The organism is Demequina capsici, assembly GCF_032102965.1.
Taxonomy (GTDB): domain Bacteria; phylum Actinomycetota; class Actinomycetes; order Actinomycetales; family Demequinaceae; genus Demequina; species Demequina capsici.
This window is the reverse complement of the sequence record NZ_CP134880.1, coordinates 2446365-2460830: the sequence shown is the minus strand read 5'-3', so window position 1 is coordinate 2460830 and position 14466 is coordinate 2446365. Positions and strand designations below refer to the sequence as shown.

Here is a 14466-nt window from a genome sequence, read left to right as displayed (position 1 = left end):
GACCTGAGCGTCAGACCTCCGACTACTGATGGAGTAGCAGCTACATATGGCACGCATTGTCGGTGTCGACCTCCCGCGCGAGAAGCGCATGGAGATCGCACTCACCTATATCTACGGAATCGGGCGCACTCGCGCCCACGAGATCCTCGCCGCCACCGGTGTGAGCGCGGACCTTCGCGTCAAGGACGCTGAGGAGTCCGACCTCGTCGCCCTGCGCGAGTACATCGAGGCCCACTTCACCGTCGAGGGCGATCTGCGCCGCGAGGTGCAGGCTGACATCCGCCGCAAGGTGGAGATCGGCAACTACCAGGGTCTGCGCCACCGCCGTGGCATGCCGGTCCGTGGCCAGCGCACCAAGACCAACGCGCGTACCCGCAAGGGCCGCAAGAAGACCGTCGCCGGAAAGAAGAAGTAAGCCATGGCAGCTCCCGCACGTAAGCCGCGCAAGAAGATCAAGAAGACCGTCGCGCACGGTCAGGCGCACATCAAGTCGACCTTCAACAACACGATCATCTCCATCACGGACCCCTCGGGCGCCGTGGTGTCGTGGTCGTCGTCGGGCCAGGTGGGCTTCAAGGGTTCGCGCAAGTCGACGCCGTACGCCGCGCAGATGGCCGCCGAGGCCGCCGCACGCCGTGCCCAGGACGCCGGCATGAGCAAGGTGGACGTCTTCGTCAAGGGTCCGGGTTCCGGTCGCGACACGGCCGTCCGCTCGCTGACCGCCGCCGGCCTCGAGGTGACCTCCATCAAGGACGTCACCCCGCAGGCTCACAACGGCTGCCGCCCCCCGAAGCGCCGCCGCGGCTAGCAGCATCGCGACCGGGGCACAGGCCCCGGTCGCGATCGCCGCGCGCCGCCACACTCACTTCCCTACGCTGACCCTGGCGCCTCAGACGGGCACCAGGTTTGCGAGCATCAAATAGCGGGTGCTCGGAAAGGAAACAACCGTGCTCATCGCACAGCGTCCCACCCTCACCGAGAAGGTCATCTCGGAGAACCGTTCGCAGTTCTCGCTCAAGCCGCTGGAGCCGGGCTTCGGCTACACGCTGGGCAACTCGCTGCGCCGCACGCTGCTGTCGTCCATCCCGGGCGCCGCTATCACGTCCGTGCGCTTCGAGGGTGTCCTCCACGAGTTCACGACCATCGAGGGCGTGAAGGAGGATGTCACCGAGATCCTGCTGAACCTCAAGACCCTGGTCGTCTCCTCGGAGCACGACGAGCCCGTCGTCATGTACCTGCGCAAGTCGGGTGCTGGTGCCGTGACCGCCGCGGACATCGCCCCGCCGGCCGGTGTCGAGATCCACAACCCGGACCTCCACATCGCGACGCTGAACTCCAAGGCGAAGTTCGAGGTCGAGCTGACCGTCGAGCGTGGCCGTGGCTACGTGCCCGCCTCGCTCAACAAGGTCTACGACGCGGAGATCGGCCAGATCCCCGTGGACTCGATCTACTCGCCGGTGCTGAAGGTCACGTACAAGGTCGACGCCACCCGCGTCGCCCAGCGCACCGACTTCGACGAGCTCATCATCGACGTCGAGACCAAGTCGTCCATCTCCCCGCGTGACGCGCTCGCCTCGGCCGGATCGACCCTCGTCGAGCTGTTCTCGCTGGCGAAGGCGCTGAACGAGGACGCCGAGGGCATCGAGATCGGCCCGTCGGACACCGACGAGGCGCTCGAGGAGGACTACAACCAGCCCATCGAGGAGCTGAACCTCACGCAGCGTTCGTACAACTGCCTCAAGCGCGAGGGCATCCACACCGTGGGTGAGCTCACCGCGCGCAGCGAGACCGACCTGATGGACATCCGCAACTTTGGCCAGAAGTCGATCACCGAGGTCAAGGAGAAGCTGGCCGAGCTCGGCTTCTCCCTGAAGGACTCGGGCATCGAGTACGACGGTGGCGCGGCCGCCGGCGTGTACTTCTCGGGCAGCGAAGACTAAGAGGAGAACACCCCTATGCCTACCCCCACCAAGGGAGCCCGTCTCGGCGGCGGCCCGGCCCACGAGCGTCAGATCCTGGCGAACCTGGCCCAGAGCCTCTTCGAGCACGGTCGCATCACCACCACCGTCACCAAGGCGAAGCGCCTGCGTCCCTACGCTGAGCGCCTCATCACCTTCGCGAAGCGTGGCGACCTCGCCTCGCGCCGTCGCGTGCTCGGCATCATCTCGGACAAGGGCGTCGTGCACGCCCTGTTCACCGAGATCGGACCCGGCTTCGCGGAGCGCGAGGGCGGCTACACCCGCATCACCAAGGTCGGCAACCGCAAGGGCGACAACGCCCCCATGGCCGTGATCGAGCTCGTCGAGTTCGGCACCCCTGCCAAGAAGGCCGTCTCCAAGGAGGCCGAGAAGGCCACCAAGAAGGCTGCCAAGGCTGCGCCGAAGGCTGAGAAGGTCGAGGAGGCCCCCGCCGAGGAGGTCGTCGAGACCGAGGCCGTCGTCGAGGAGACCGCGGAGGAGGCCGTCGAGGCCGCGACCGAGGCTCCCGCCGAGGCCGACGACAAGTAAGCCACGACGCGACGCTCAGCGCGCCGCGCGAATCACGGGACGGGCCCGCATGACCGAGCTGCTCAGCAGTGACGTCGTGCGGGCCCGTCTCGATTTCTCGTACGACGGGACGTCGTTCCACGGGTGGGCCGCGCAGCCGGGCCTCAGGACCGTCCAGGACGTCCTGGAGACGTCCCTGGCGCGCGTGGTGCGCAAGGCCGACGGGTCGCCCGCCGCTGCTCTGCGCGTGACCGTGGCAGGCCGCACGGACGCCGGCGTGCATGCTCGAGGGCAGGTGGCTCACGTCGACCTGCCCGTGGACGCCTGGACCCGTCTGCCTGGACGTTCGGATCGGGAGCCGGGCGAAGCGCTCCGCGTGAGGCTCGCGGGGGTCCTGCCGCCCGACGTGGCGATGCGAGCGGTGACCGCGGCCGCCCCGGGCTTCGACGCGCGGTTCTCGGCGCTCGAGCGCCGCTACGCCTACCGGCTGTGCGACGATCCGGCGTCGCGGGATCCGTTGCGGCGCGCCTTTGTCGTGGAGCATCGACGTTCCTTGGACGCTGGTGTGCTCGATGCAGCCTCCGCCACGCTCACGGGCCTTCGCGACTTCGCTGCCTTCTGCAAGGCGCGTGAGGGCGCGACCACGATCCGCGACCTCGTCGAGTTCTCGTGGACGCGGCCCTCGCAGGGGCCCGACACGGGCCTGGTCGTCGCGACGGTGCGTGCCGATGCCTTCTGCCATTCGATGGTCCGTGGCCTCGTGGGCGCCGTGCTCGCCGTAGGCGAGGGACGCCGGGATCTCGCGTGGCTCGGCGGCGTGGCTGGTCACCGTGAGCGCTCCCAGGCGATCGCTGTGGCGCCACCCCACGGCCTCACCCTCGAGGAGGTCGTGTACCCACCGGACGACGAGCTGGCCGCGCGGGCCGAGCGTACGAGGGATCGCCGTGCGGAGTCCGAGCTTCTCTGAGAGCGGCTGCACATGGCCGGCCGGTCGGGTGGCGGGAACGGCCTCGATGGACGCATGATGGTGCCGACGACGCGGGACCCAGCCGACTGACGGTGCGGTCGTGCGGGCTCTGCCACGCGCCACGGTTTGACCCGGGTACCGACACGCCGGTAAACTCGGTCGTCGTTGTGCGCTCCCCGTGGAACGGTGCCTCCCACTCGCCTTTCGCAGGTACGCCGACCGAACCTCAGCGGGCCTCTGCCCGCGCTCAGAACTCCGAAAGTTAAGGCTTCACAGTGCGTACGTATTCTCCCAAGGCGGGTGACGTCACCAAGGACTGGTACGTCATCGACGCGACGGACGTGGTTCTCGGTCGTCTTGCCTCGCAGGCTGCTCAGCTGCTTCGTGGCAAGCACAAGGCGACCTTCGCCCCTCACATGGACCTCGGTGACTTCGTGATCATCATCAACGCTGAGAAGGTTGCCCTCACCGGCAACAAGCTCACCGACAAGATGGTCTACCGTCACTCCGGCTACCCGGGCGGCCTCAAGACCAAGGCGATCGGCGACCTCCTCGCGAGCCAGCCCGAGCGCGTGATCGAGAACGCCGTCAAGGGCATGCTGCCCCACACCAAGCTGGGCGCCGCTCAGTTCACCAAGCTGAAGGTCTACGCCGGTGCCGAGCACCCGCACGCCGCGCAGCAGCCCAAGACGTTCACCATCGCGCAGGTCGCGCAGTAGTCCTGAAGGAACCTAGAACCATGGCAGATGTGACGACCGACGTCGACAACGAGACCCCCACCGAGTACACGACCGAGACCGCGCCTGAGCGCGGCAAGGGCACCTCGGAGATCGCCCCCGGCGCCGGCCTCGGCCGCCGCAAGGAGGCCATCGCCCGCGTGCGCCTGGTCCCCGGTACCGGCAAGTGGGTCATCAACGGCCGCGACCTCGAGACGTACTTCCCGAACAAGGTGCACCAGCAGCTCGTGAACTCCCCGTTCGCGCTCCTGGACATCGAGGGCAAGTTCGATGTGCACGCCCGCATCCAGGGTGGCGGCCCGTCCGGTCAGGCCGGTGCGCTCCGCCTCGGTGTGTCCCGCGCGCTCAACGAGATCGACGCCGAGACGAACCGTCCGACCCTCAAGAAGGCCGGCTTCCTGACCCGCGACGCTCGCGTCGTGGAGCGCAAGAAGGCGGGTCTCAAGAAGGCCCGCCGCGCGCCGCAGTACTCGAAGCGCTAAGCGGTCACGCCGTCCACATGGCGCGACTCTTCGGCACGGACGGTGTCCGGGGCCTTGCCAACCGCGACCTCACGGCGGAGCTGGCGGTCGACCTTGCGGTCGCCGCGGCTCACGTGCTGGCCGAGCGGGGCGAGTTCTCCGGTCACCGACCGCGTGCCGTCATCGGCCGCGACCCCCGCGTCTCAGGCGAGTTCCTGAGCGCGGCGGTCGCGGCCGGTCTTGCGTCTGCGGGCGTGGACGTCCTCTCGGTTGACGTGCTGCCCACTCCTGCCGTCGCGTTCCTCACCGCGTCGAGCGGTGCGGACCTGGGCGTGGTGGTCTCCGCCTCCCACAACGCCATGCCGGACAACGGCATCAAGTTCTTCGCCCGAGGTGGCCACAAGCTCGACGACGCCGTCGAGGAGGCCATCGAGGCCCGGCTCGGCGAGAGTTGGGAGCGGCCCACGGGGTCGGACGTCGGCAGGCTGGTGCGGGCCGAGGGTCTCGCCGCCGAGTATGTCTCCCATGTGGTGGGCGCTGTCCGCGAGTTCACCGGGGTGGATGCTCCGCTGGCGGGCGTCACCATGGTCGTCGATGCCGCGCACGGTGCCGCGAGCGTCGTCGGCCCGGAGGCTCTGCGTGCCGCTGGCGCGGTCGTGATCGTCATCAACGCCGAGCCCGACGGCGTCAACATCAATGAGGGGGTCGGCTCGACCCACCTGGGCCCGCTCCAGGCCGCAGTGCTGGAGCACGGTGCGGACATGGGCGTCGCATTCGACGGCGACGCGGATCGGTGCCTGGCGGTCGACGCGACGGGAGCCATCGTCGACGGCGACCGCATCATGGGCCTGCTCGCGATCGCGATGCAACGGGCGGGCACGCTGTACCGCGACACCCTGGTCGCCACCGTCATGAGCAACCTGGGGCTGCATCACGCGATGCGTGCCGCAGGGATCGAGATCGTCGAGACCGCTGTGGGAGACCGCTACGTCCTCGAGGCGATGCGTGAGAACGGCTACGTGCTCGGCGGCGAGCAGTCGGGCCACGTGATCCTCTCGAAGTACGCGACCACGGGGGACGGGGTCCTCACCGCGCTCATGCTGGGCGCGCGCGTGGCCGCCGACGGCTCCCTCCACGAGCAGTGCGCTGCGATCGCCACGCTGCCGCAGGTGCTCGTGAACGTGCCGGGCGTGGACCGCAGCCGCGTCCACACCGACGCAGCGCTCGCGTCGGCGGTCGCCGACTCCCGTGCCGCGCTCGGCGACTCGGGCCGGGTGCTCCTGCGCCCGTCGGGCACCGAGCCGCTCGTCCGGGTCATGGTCGAGGCGGCGACCCAGGACGACGCCCAGCGGCACGCCGACGCGCTGGCCGCGGTCGTGAAGGAGCGACTCGCCTTCTAGGCCTGGACGGGTCATCCCGAGCCTGGTTCGCGAGCATCCGTCGCGCAGCCTCCGGTGCGTTGCTCGTCGCTCCACCTTGCGCTCTTCGCGGAATCCGGGACATGCCCTATCGCCCTGCCAGGTCGCACCTGGAAGACTGGCCGGGTGAACACGGCTCTCGACTGGATCCTGCATCTCAGCGCTCGGTTGAACGAGTGGATCCTCCTCTTCGCCGAGTCTCTGTGGATCTATCCGCTCACCTTCCTGATGGCGCTGATCGACGGCTTCTTCCCCCTGGTGCCGTCCGAGTCGATCATCATCGCGACGTCGACGGCATCGGTGCAGACCGGCACGCCCATCCTGGTGCTCATCTTCGTGGCAGGTGCGGTGGGCGGATGGTGCGGCGACCAGATCGCGTACTTCCTCGGCTCGCGCTTCGACGTGCGCAACTGGAACCTGTTCACGCGCGACAAGCCGCGCCAGTCGCTCGACTGGGCGGAGCATCAGCTCGAGCGGCGCGGCACCTCGTTCATCATCGCTGCGCGGTTCATCCCGATGGGCCGCGTCGCGGTCAACCTCACCGCCGGCGCGTTGCGGTATCCGCGGAGGCGCTTCATGACGATCGACGCCGTGGCGGTGTCCATCTGGGCGCTCTGGTCGATCCTGCTGGGAACGGTCGCCGCCTCGCTGTTCTCGGACAACCTCCTGGTGTCGATCGTCGTCGGAGTCGTCGCGGGAACGGTCCTGGGCTTCTTCGTCGACAAGATCCTGTCGCTCCTGGGCTTCGGCGCGCCCGAGCTGCCTGACCTTGCCGCGGACATCGAGGAACGGATTGAGACCGGTCAGATCGAGGTGCGGCCGACGATCCGCGAGCGGCGCGCGGAACGGCACGGCGCGCATCCCCGCGACGGGGACGACGAATGAACGAGGAGCTACCGCAGCCGGTCGACGGCGTGGATGTCGCTTGGAACGACGCCCGTGAGACGAACCTCGCCAACTGGGAGGACCGCGTCGGCCTGCATGTCGCCGCGTATGGGCTCGACGCGTACCGGAAGGACCCGCGGCACGTGTCGACCGTGGTCAGGGATGATCTGGAGGCCCTCGCACCGCATCTGCCCGGCGGAACACTCGACGGCCTGGACGTGTGCCATCTGCAGTGCCACATCGGGACCGACACGGTGTCGCTTGCGCGCGCTGGTGCGCGGAGCGTCGTCGGCGTGGACTTCTCTCCGGCGGCGCTCGAGGCCGCGAGCGGCTTCGCCGCCGAGCTGGGGATCGCCGCGCAGTGGGTCGAGGGGGATGTCCTCGACGCACGGTCGCTCGTGGATCGCGCGCTCGGCGCCGACCGTGCCTTCGACGTGGTGTACACGAGCATCGGAACGGTCGGCTGGCTCCATGACCTGCGGGCGTGGGCGCGGCAGGTCGAAGCGCTGCTGCGGCCCGGAGGCATCCTCTACTTCAGGGATGGGCACCCGTTCCTCTTCACGCTGGACGAGGAACGCGCCGAGCTGGTCGCCAGATACCGCTACTTCTCCGATGGGCTGGCGCTCCAGTGGGACGACGGAGCCACCTACGTAGGTGAAGGAGTGGTCCAGGCCACCCGCACCTACGAATGGGCGCACCCGATCTCAGAGATCGTCATGGCGCTTCTCGATGCCGGGCTCACGCTCGTCGCCATGGACGAGGGCCGGACGCTGCCGTGGAGGTTCGCGGAGCGGATGGTCGCGCTTCCAGGAGGCGACTTCGCGTGGCCAGGAGGCGACGCCGGCGTGATGCCGTGCACCCTCACGCTCGTCGCACGCAAGCCGAACTGAGGAGCGGCCCTCTACAGCTTGCGCAGCCGCACAGACTCGATGCTGTGGTCGGCGCCCTTGCTCAGGATGATCGTGGCGCGCGCGCGGGTCGGTGCGATGTTGCGAGCCAGGTTCGGGGCGTTGATGGTGTCCCAGATGTACGACGCGCGCTCGACCGCCTCGTCGTCGGTGAGATCCGCGTAGCTGCGGAAGTACGAGTCGGGGCGCGAGAACGCGGTGGACCGCAGGGTGAGGAATCGGTCGATGTACCAGCGCCGCACGTCGTCCGTACGGGCGTCGACATAGATCGACGCGTCGAAGTAGTCGGACAGTGCGAACGCCGATGAGCCGGGCTCCCGCAGGATCGGAGGCGCGAGCACGTTGAGACCTTCGACGATCAGGACATCGGGACTGCGCACCACGACCCGCTCGTCGGGCACGATGTCGTAGGTCACGTGCGAGTACACCGGCGCCGTCACCGCGGGCAGGCCGGACTTGACGTCCGCGACGAAGCGCCGCAGAGCGCGGCGGTCATACGACTCGGGGAAGCCCTTGCGGGACATCAGGCCGCGACGCTCCAGCTCGGCGTTGGGCAGGAGGAACCCGTCCGTCGTGACGAGCTCGACACGCGGAGAGGCGGGCCACCGTGCCATCAGCTCGCGGAGCACGCGCGCAGTCGTGGACTTGCCGACCGCAACCGAGCCTGCCACACCGATCACGAAGGGCGTGCGTCTGGCCCGCTCGCCCAGGAACTCGGTGGTCGCGCGGTGCAGGCCGCCTGTGGCCTGCGAGTACAGGTCGAGCAGGCGGGAGAGCGGCCGGTAGATCACGTCGACCTCCTCGAGGGAGATCGGATCGGCGACGCCGCGCACCCGGCGCACGTCATCCTCCGTGAGAGGCAGGGGAGTCGCGTCGGCGAGCGCCGCCCACTCGTCCCGTGACAGGGTGACGAACGGGGTGCGCGAGGACGCATCGATCGGGGCCACGGGACCATTCTGGCGCATGCTGTGGACCTGCCGTGGTCCGGTCCGGGCGCCGCCTAGACTGACCGCATGTGCGGAATCGTGGGTTATGTCGGTTCGGGCGCGCCGAGCGCAAGGCCTGAGGGCGTCGTGATGGCCGGTCTGGCACGGCTCGAGTACCGGGGCTACGACTCCGCGGGGCTCGCCGTCGTGACCGAGGATCCGACGCACGTGGACATGGCCAAGAAGGCCGGCAAGCTCGTCAACCTGGGCAAGGAGCTCGCCGAGCATCCCCTCCGGCCGGGCACCGCGGCGATCGGCCACACGCGGTGGGCGACGCATGGCGCTCCGACGGACGCGAATGCGCACCCGCACCTGGCCGCCGACGGGCGCATCGCGATCATCCACAACGGCATCATCGAGAACTACAGCCCCCTGCGGGCCGAGCTGCGCTCCGAGGGCGTGCGCTTCCTCTCCGACACGGACACGGAGGTCGTGGGGCACATGCTGGCCCGCGAGGTGCTCGCGGGGCACGACCTGGTGCATGCCATGCGCCTGGTCGCCGCCCGACTCGAGGGTGCGTTCACGCTGCTGGCGGTCGATTCGCATGAGCCGCGCGTCGTCGTGGGTGCGCGCCGCAACTCGCCGCTCGTCGTCGGGCTCGGCGAGGGTGAGAACTTCCTCGGTTCCGACGTGGTGGCGTTCATCGAGCACACCCGCACCGCCCTGGAGCTGGGGCAGGACGAGGTCGTGGAGATCACGCCGGACGGCGTCAGCGTCTCCGACTACGCGGGCAATCCGATCGAGCGGGAGCCGTACAGGATCGACTGGGACTCGGAAGCCGCCCAGAAGGGAGGCTTCTCCACGTTCATGGACAAGGAGATCCACGACCAGCCGACGGCGGTCGCGGACACCCTGCGCGGCCGGATCGACGAGCACGGGAAGCTGAAGCTCGACGAGGGACTGATCGCCGACTCCGTCCTCAACTCGATCGACAAGATCGTCGTGATCGCATGCGGGACCGCCGCCTATGCGGGCCTGGTCGCGCGTTACGCCATCGAGCACTGGACGCGCATCCCGGTCGAGGTCGAGCTCGCGCACGAGTTCCGGTATCGGGACCCGGTGGTCAACGTCCGCACGCTCGTCGTGGCGCTGAGCCAGTCGGGCGAGACGATGGACACGATCATGGCGCTGCGCCACGCGCAGCAGCAGGGCGCGCCTGTCATCGCGATCGTCAACGCCCAGGGCTCCACGATCGCTCGCGAGTCCGACGCGGTGCTCTACACCCGCGCCGGGCCCGAGATCGCGGTGGCGTCCACCAAGGCGTTCCTCGCGCAGATCACTGCGGCGTACCTGCTGGGCATCTACCTGGCTGAGCTGCGCGGCAACAAGTTCCCCGACGAGATCCGCACCCTGCTCGCGCAGCTGGACGAGATGCCCGGCAAGATCCAGCGGGTGCTCGATTCCGCCGAGCCGGTGCGCGAGCTCGCGCGGTCGCTGGTCGACGAGGGGAGCGTGCTGTTCCTGGGCCGGCACGTGGGCTACCCGGTGGCGCTCGAGGGCGCGCTCAAGCTCAAGGAGATCGCCTACATCCATGCGGAGGGCTTCGCGGCGGGCGAGCTCAAGCATGGCCCGATCGCCTTGATCGACGAGGGTCAGCCGGTGTTCATCATCCTTCCCAGTCCGCGCGGTCGCGAGTCGCTGCACAGCAAGGTGATCTCCAACGTGCAGGAGGTGCGTGCGCGCGGCGCCCGCACGTTCGTGATCGCGGAGGAGGGTGACACCGAGGCGGCGGAGCACGCGGAGCAGGTGTTCTACGTGCCCGCCTCGCCCGTGCTCATGAGTCCGCTGCTGACCGTCGTGCCGTTGCAGATCTTCGCCCACGAGCTCGCCTCCGCCAAGGGCCTCGACGTGGACCAGCCGCGCAACCTGGCGAAGTCCGTCACGGTGGAGTGAGACGTGGCCGTCGTGGGTCTGGGCATCGACGTGGTCGCGATCGAGCGGTTCGAGGACGCGCTCGAGCGTTCGCCCGGCTTTCTCGAGAGGGTCTTCACGCCGGCCGAGCGCGCGCTCGGCCATCATTCGCTCGCGGCTCGCTGGGCCGCGAAGGAGGCGCTCGCGAAGGCGCTCGGAGCGCCCGGCGGGCTGTCGTGGCAGGACTGCGAGGTCGCCCGCGAGGACGGTCGCCCGCCTCGCTTCAGCCTGACCGGCACCGTCGCGGCGCGCGCGGCCGAGCTGGGCATCGTCACCCTTCACCTCTCGCTGACGCACGACGCGGGCATCGCCTCCGCGGTCGTCGTCGCGGAGAGCTGACCCGCACCTGAGGAGGACTGGATCCATGAGCATCGCCATCCGCATCGACTACGACGCGATCACCGCCAACGTGCGGACGTTGCGGGAGCGTGCCGCGGACGCGCAGGTGATGGGGGTCGTGAAGGCGGACGCCTACGGGCACGGCCTGGTCCAGGCAGGTCGTGCAGCGCGTGCGGGCGGTGCGACCTGGTTGGGCACCGCGCAGCCGGGCGAGGCGCTGCAGCTGCGCGAGGCGGGCGACACGGGTCGCATCCTGACGTGGCTCTATGGCATGGACGGCCCCTTCGCCAACCTGGTGGCGGCCGACATCGACATGTCGTTCGGCTCGCTCAAGGTCCTCGAGGCGATCGCCGAGGCCGCACGCGCCGCGGGCAGGGCCCCGCGCCTCCACCTGTTCGTCGACACCGGGCTGGGCCGCGAAGGCTGCCCGCTGGACCTGCTGCCCGACCTGCTGGATCGCGCGAAGCAGCTGCAGGACGAAGGCGTCATCCGGATGGTCGGCATGTGGTCGCATCTCGCATGGGCCGACCAGCCGGGCCACCCCACCATCAACCGCCAGGCGACGGTGTTCCTGGTCGCCCTGGAGCTCGCAGAGGAACGGGGCATCGCGCTCGAGGTGCGGCACCTCGCCAACTCGGCCGCGACGCTGACGCGCCCCGACCTGCACTTCGACCTCGTGAGGCCTGGCATCGCGATGTACGGCCGCCCGCCGGTGCAGGACCCTGACGGGCGAGACTTCGGGCTGGTCCCCGCGATGTCCGTGACGACGCGGGTCGCGCTCGTGAAGCCCGTGCATGCCGGCCAGGGCGTGAGCTACGGCCACGAGTACACGACCTCACGAGAGACGATGCTGGGCCTGGTGCCTGTCGGTTATGCGGACGGGGTGTTCCGCGGGGGCGGCGGTGGACGCGCGCACGTCGCTATCCGTGGCACGCGCTACCCGATCGCGGGCCGCGTGTGCATGGACCAGTTCGTCGTGGACCTGGGGCCGGACACGGAGGTCACCGAGGGTGACGAGGTGACGCTGATCGGCCCGGCAGGTCCGTCGGCAGGCGACTGGGCCGACGCGGTCGGCACGATCGACTACGAGATCCTGTGCCGCTTCGGCGGCCTGCGACCGAAGGTGGAGGCATGACGACGTACGACGCCCCGGACGCCGAGGCGATGAAGGCGCTCGGCCGTGATGTGGTGGGGCCGCGCCTGCGCGCGGGCGACCTCGTGATCCTGACGGGCGACCTGGGCGCGGGCAAGACCACCTTCACGCAGGGCCTGGGCGACGCGCTCGGCGTGCGTGGACCCGTGGCGAGCCCTACCTTCATCATCGCCCGCACCCACCCGTCGCTCGTGGGAGGGCCCGGGCTGGTCCACGTGGACGCCTACCGGCTGGGCTCTCTGGCCGAGCTCGACGACCTGGACCTGGACGCGGCGCTCGAGGATTCCGTGACCGTGGTCGAGTGGGGCGAGGGTGCCGCGGAGCAGCTGTCGCAGGACCGCCTGCACGTCGTGATCTCCCGTGAACGTGGCGGAGAGCTGGACATGTCCGCGCCCGACGCAGGCGTCCGCCAGGTGCGGGTCACCGCGCACGGCGATCGCTGGCGGGGCGAGTTCCCGGCCGGCGCCTAGGCTGTGAGCATGATCCTCGCGCTCGACACGTCCGCCGCCGTGGCCGTCTCCCTCCTCGACGGAGATGACGTCCGCGCCTCCCGCACCGAGCACGCGCCCCGCGGTCATGCGGAGCTGCTGTCCGGTCTGATCCGCGACTGCATGGAGGAGGCGGGCTGTGCGCGCGGCGACATCGGGAGCATCGTGGTCGGCACGGGACCGGCGCCCTTCACGGGCCTGCGCGTGGGCCTCGTGACCGCGAGGACGCTCGGGTTCGCATGGGGTGTGCCGGTGCACGGCACGTGCTCGCTCGACGCCATCGGCGCCGCGCTCGCGGATCAGGTCGAGCTGACCGTCGTCTCCGATGCCCGGCGCAAGGAGCTCTACTGGGCGACCTACAGGGAGGGCGAGCGCGTCGCCGGCCCTGACGTCGCGCACCCGGCCGACGTGCCCGTCGTCGGCGCCCTGGCCGGGCCTGGCGCCGGGCTGTACCCCGAGGCGCTGCCCGGCGGCACGGTCGTCGACGTGGACCCTGCCTGGCTCGCACGCGTGGTGGCCCGTCGCCTGGCGGCGGGTGAGACGGACCTGCCTACCGAGCCGCTGTATCTGCGCCGGCCCGACGTGCACGGCATCCCCGGGGCGTGACCGACGGCCCCCGCGCGGCTCGACTGCGCGACCTCCACGAACGTGACCTTGCCTGGATGGCGGGGGTGGAACGCGACCTGTTCGGTCCGTCGGCGTGGTCGGAGACGCTGATCAGGGAGGACTTCCGCTATGGCGGTCGGCGCTACAGGGGCGTGTGGATCGATGACCGGCCGGTCGCGTACGCGGTGTACGGATTCGACGGCGATGCGTTCTCGCTGCTCAACCTCGCGGTGCTGCCGGAGCATCGACGCGAGGGGCTCGCGCGGATGATCATCGACGACCTGCTCGACGAGGCGCGCTCTCTCGACGTGCCCGACGTGTGGCTGGAGGTCGCCGTGACGAACGAGGCCGCGCTGGCCCTGTATCGGTCGTACGGCTTCGAGGACGTGCGCGTGCGCCGGCGGTACTACCAGCCGGAGGACGTCGATGCTCTTGTGATGAGGCGCGCGATGCGCCCGGACGAGGCCAGCTAGAGCTCCAGGGTCGCCGTGTCCCAGCTGGGACGCCCGCGGCGATCGCCGGCGCCATGCTCCCCGTCCTGCGCCGGGTAGCCGACGGCGAGCAGCAGCTCGGGGTGCCACGAGCGATCGCCGAGCAGGCTGCGCGACAGGCCGGCGCGGTCGAAGCCGCCCATGGGGCGCACGTGCAGCCCGGCGGATCGCAGCGCGACGATGAGGAAGCCGATCTGCAGCCAGGTGCTGTCGTGAGCGGTGATGGCCCTCGCGTCGGGCCTGTCCTCCAGGACCTCGTACAGACCGTGGATCCCTGGCGCTGTCACGTCCAGATGCTCGTGATAGCGGGCGTCGGAGGCGGCCACGAGGATCATGGGCGCACGGTCCAGCTTGGGGCGGTTGCCGGGCGACGCATGCTCCATGACGATCTCGCGGGCGTGGTCCGAGCCGGCCACGACGAGGCGAAGCGGAGCCGAGTTGTTGGCCGACGGTGCCCACCGCACAAGCTCGTGCACCGCCTTGAGGGTGTCCAGCGACACCTCGCGGTCCGCCCACCGGGTCGCCGAGCGCGCGTCGAGGAACAGGAGCCTGATGGCGTCCTGCGGAATCTGGAAGCTCGCTGCGGAGAGGTCGGGCACTGCGCTCACGTGCAGGTATGACGACGATGCG

18 protein-coding genes are annotated in these 14466 nt (G+C 69.7%); 16 read left to right on the top strand and 2 right to left on the bottom strand.

What is annotated here, in order from left to right; all coding sequences use genetic code 11:
- Nucleotides 1–46: 46 nt before the first annotated feature.
- The 10 genes from rpsM to RN607_RS11655 all read left to right on the top strand — a co-directional run bounded on the left by rpsM (nt 47) and on the right by RN607_RS11655 (nt 7844).
- A complete protein-coding gene (gene rpsM / locus RN607_RS11700) occupies nt 47–415 on the top strand; it encodes a 30S ribosomal protein S13 (RefSeq protein ID WP_313497402.1) in 369 nt (122 codons plus the stop codon).
- A gap of 3 nt (nt 416–418) precedes the next feature.
- Nucleotides 419–808 (top strand): 30S ribosomal protein S11, encoded by a 390-nt coding sequence (gene rpsK, locus RN607_RS11695; protein WP_062200777.1) that lies wholly within the window; start codon nt 419–421, stop codon nt 806–808.
- Nucleotides 809–947: 139 nt separating this feature from the next.
- The gene (locus tag RN607_RS11690) at nt 948–1940 is read left to right on the top strand and encodes a DNA-directed RNA polymerase subunit alpha (protein WP_313497399.1); all 993 of its coding nucleotides are present in this window, start codon (nt 948–950) and stop codon (nt 1938–1940) included.
- Between the two features lie 15 nt (nt 1941–1955).
- Complete coding sequence (rplQ, locus tag RN607_RS11685) at nt 1956–2507, top strand: 50S ribosomal protein L17 (protein WP_313497397.1); 552 nt, start codon at nt 1956–1958, stop codon at nt 2505–2507.
- Nucleotides 2508–2556: 49 nt separating this feature from the next.
- Nucleotides 2557–3453 (top strand): tRNA pseudouridine synthase A, encoded by an 897-nt coding sequence (locus RN607_RS11680; protein ID WP_313542764.1) that lies wholly within the window; start codon nt 2557–2559, stop codon nt 3451–3453.
- Between the two features lie 275 nt (nt 3454–3728).
- A complete protein-coding gene (gene rplM, locus RN607_RS11675) occupies nt 3729–4172 on the top strand; it encodes a 50S ribosomal protein L13 (RefSeq protein ID WP_313497393.1) in 444 nt (147 codons plus the stop codon).
- Nucleotides 4173–4192: 20 nt separating this feature from the next.
- Complete coding sequence (gene rpsI, locus RN607_RS11670; RefSeq protein ID WP_313497391.1) at nt 4193–4672, top strand: 30S ribosomal protein S9; 480 nt, start codon at nt 4193–4195, stop codon at nt 4670–4672.
- Between the two features lie 17 nt (nt 4673–4689).
- Nucleotides 4690–6051 carry a phosphoglucosamine mutase gene (gene glmM, locus RN607_RS11665; RefSeq protein ID WP_313542762.1) on the top strand — a complete coding sequence of 454 codons (1362 nt, stop codon included), beginning with the start codon at nt 4690–4692 and terminating at the stop codon, nt 6049–6051.
- A gap of 144 nt (nt 6052–6195) precedes the next feature.
- Nucleotides 6196–6954 carry a DedA family protein gene (locus RN607_RS11660; RefSeq protein ID WP_313497387.1) on the top strand — a complete coding sequence of 253 codons (759 nt, stop codon included), beginning with the start codon at nt 6196–6198 and terminating at the stop codon, nt 6952–6954.
- The gene (locus RN607_RS11655) at nt 6951–7844 is read left to right on the top strand and encodes a class I SAM-dependent methyltransferase (protein WP_313542760.1); all 894 of its coding nucleotides are present in this window, start codon (nt 6951–6953) and stop codon (nt 7842–7844) included. The genes RN607_RS11660 and RN607_RS11655 overlap by 4 nt, the downstream gene beginning before the upstream one ends.
- 11 nt (nt 7845–7855) lie before the next feature.
- Here RN607_RS11655 and coaA read toward each other — a convergent pair whose 3' ends face one another.
- The gene (gene coaA, locus RN607_RS11650) at nt 7856–8827 is read right to left on the bottom strand and encodes a type I pantothenate kinase (RefSeq protein ID WP_376784168.1); all 972 of its coding nucleotides are present in this window, start codon (nt 8825–8827) and stop codon (nt 7856–7858) included.
- A gap of 48 nt (nt 8828–8875) precedes the next feature.
- Between coaA and glmS the strand changes: the two genes are divergently transcribed.
- Genes glmS through rimI form a run of 6 tightly spaced genes read left to right on the top strand, consistent with a single transcriptional unit; the run spans nt 8876 to nt 13818 of the window.
- Nucleotides 8876–10741: a glutamine--fructose-6-phosphate transaminase (isomerizing) gene (gene glmS / locus RN607_RS11645; RefSeq protein ID WP_313497380.1), complete on the top strand. Its 1866-nt coding sequence runs from the start codon at nt 8876–8878 to the stop codon at nt 10739–10741.
- 3 nt (nt 10742–10744) lie between these two features.
- Nucleotides 10745–11098 carry a holo-ACP synthase gene (locus RN607_RS11640; RefSeq protein WP_313497378.1) on the top strand — a complete coding sequence of 118 codons (354 nt, stop codon included), beginning with the start codon at nt 10745–10747 and terminating at the stop codon, nt 11096–11098.
- A gap of 25 nt (nt 11099–11123) precedes the next feature.
- Entirely contained in the window at nt 11124–12233 is a 1110-nt protein-coding gene (gene alr, locus RN607_RS11635; protein WP_313542756.1) for an alanine racemase, read from the top strand.
- Nucleotides 12230–12721 carry a tRNA (adenosine(37)-N6)-threonylcarbamoyltransferase complex ATPase subunit type 1 TsaE gene (gene tsaE / locus RN607_RS11630; RefSeq protein ID WP_313497374.1) on the top strand — a complete coding sequence of 164 codons (492 nt, stop codon included), beginning with the start codon at nt 12230–12232 and terminating at the stop codon, nt 12719–12721. The genes alr and tsaE overlap by 4 nt, the downstream gene beginning before the upstream one ends.
- A 9-nt stretch (nt 12722–12730) precedes the next feature.
- A complete protein-coding gene (gene tsaB / locus RN607_RS11625) occupies nt 12731–13345 on the top strand; it encodes a tRNA (adenosine(37)-N6)-threonylcarbamoyltransferase complex dimerization subunit type 1 TsaB (RefSeq protein WP_313542755.1) in 615 nt (204 codons plus the stop codon).
- The gene (rimI, locus tag RN607_RS11620; RefSeq protein WP_313542754.1) at nt 13342–13818 is read left to right on the top strand and encodes a ribosomal protein S18-alanine N-acetyltransferase; all 477 of its coding nucleotides are present in this window, start codon (nt 13342–13344) and stop codon (nt 13816–13818) included. The genes tsaB and rimI overlap by 4 nt, the downstream gene beginning before the upstream one ends.
- On the opposite strand, the gene RN607_RS11615 is transcribed toward rimI, so the two are convergent.
- Entirely contained in the window at nt 13815–14444 is a 630-nt protein-coding gene (locus RN607_RS11615; protein ID WP_313542753.1) for a malonic semialdehyde reductase, read from the bottom strand. The genes rimI and RN607_RS11615 overlap by 4 nt on opposite strands.
- Nucleotides 14445–14466: the final 22 nt, after the last annotated feature.

Excerpts from the sequence above, each read along its gene's own strand:
- rpsM (WP_313497402.1), top strand. The coding sequence starts at position 47 with ATGGCACGCATTGTCGGTGTCGACCTCCCGCGCGAGAAGCGCATGGAG.
- rpsK (WP_062200777.1), top strand. The coding sequence starts at position 419 with ATGGCAGCTCCCGCACGTAAGCCGCGCAAGAAGATCAAGAAGACCGTC.
- rplQ (WP_313497397.1), top strand. The coding sequence starts at position 1,956 with ATGCCTACCCCCACCAAGGGAGCCCGTCTCGGCGGCGGCCCGGCCCAC.
- RN607_RS11680 (WP_313542764.1), top strand. The coding sequence starts at position 2,557 with ATGACCGAGCTGCTCAGCAGTGACGTCGTGCGGGCCCGTCTCGATTTC.
- rpsI (WP_313497391.1), top strand. The coding sequence starts at position 4,193 with ATGGCAGATGTGACGACCGACGTCGACAACGAGACCCCCACCGAGTAC.
- glmM (WP_313542762.1), top strand. The coding sequence starts at position 4,690 with ATGGCGCGACTCTTCGGCACGGACGGTGTCCGGGGCCTTGCCAACCGC.
- RN607_RS11655 (WP_313542760.1), top strand. The coding sequence starts at position 6,951 with ATGAACGAGGAGCTACCGCAGCCGGTCGACGGCGTGGATGTCGCTTGG.
- coaA (WP_376784168.1), bottom strand. The coding sequence starts at position 8,827 with ATGCGCCAGAATGGTCCCGTGGCCCCGATCGATGCGTCCTCGCGCACC.
- glmS (WP_313497380.1), top strand. The coding sequence starts at position 8,876 with ATGTGCGGAATCGTGGGTTATGTCGGTTCGGGCGCGCCGAGCGCAAGG.
- alr (WP_313542756.1), top strand. The coding sequence starts at position 11,124 with ATGAGCATCGCCATCCGCATCGACTACGACGCGATCACCGCCAACGTG.
- tsaE (WP_313497374.1), top strand. The coding sequence starts at position 12,230 with ATGACGACGTACGACGCCCCGGACGCCGAGGCGATGAAGGCGCTCGGC.
- tsaB (WP_313542755.1), top strand. The coding sequence starts at position 12,731 with ATGATCCTCGCGCTCGACACGTCCGCCGCCGTGGCCGTCTCCCTCCTC.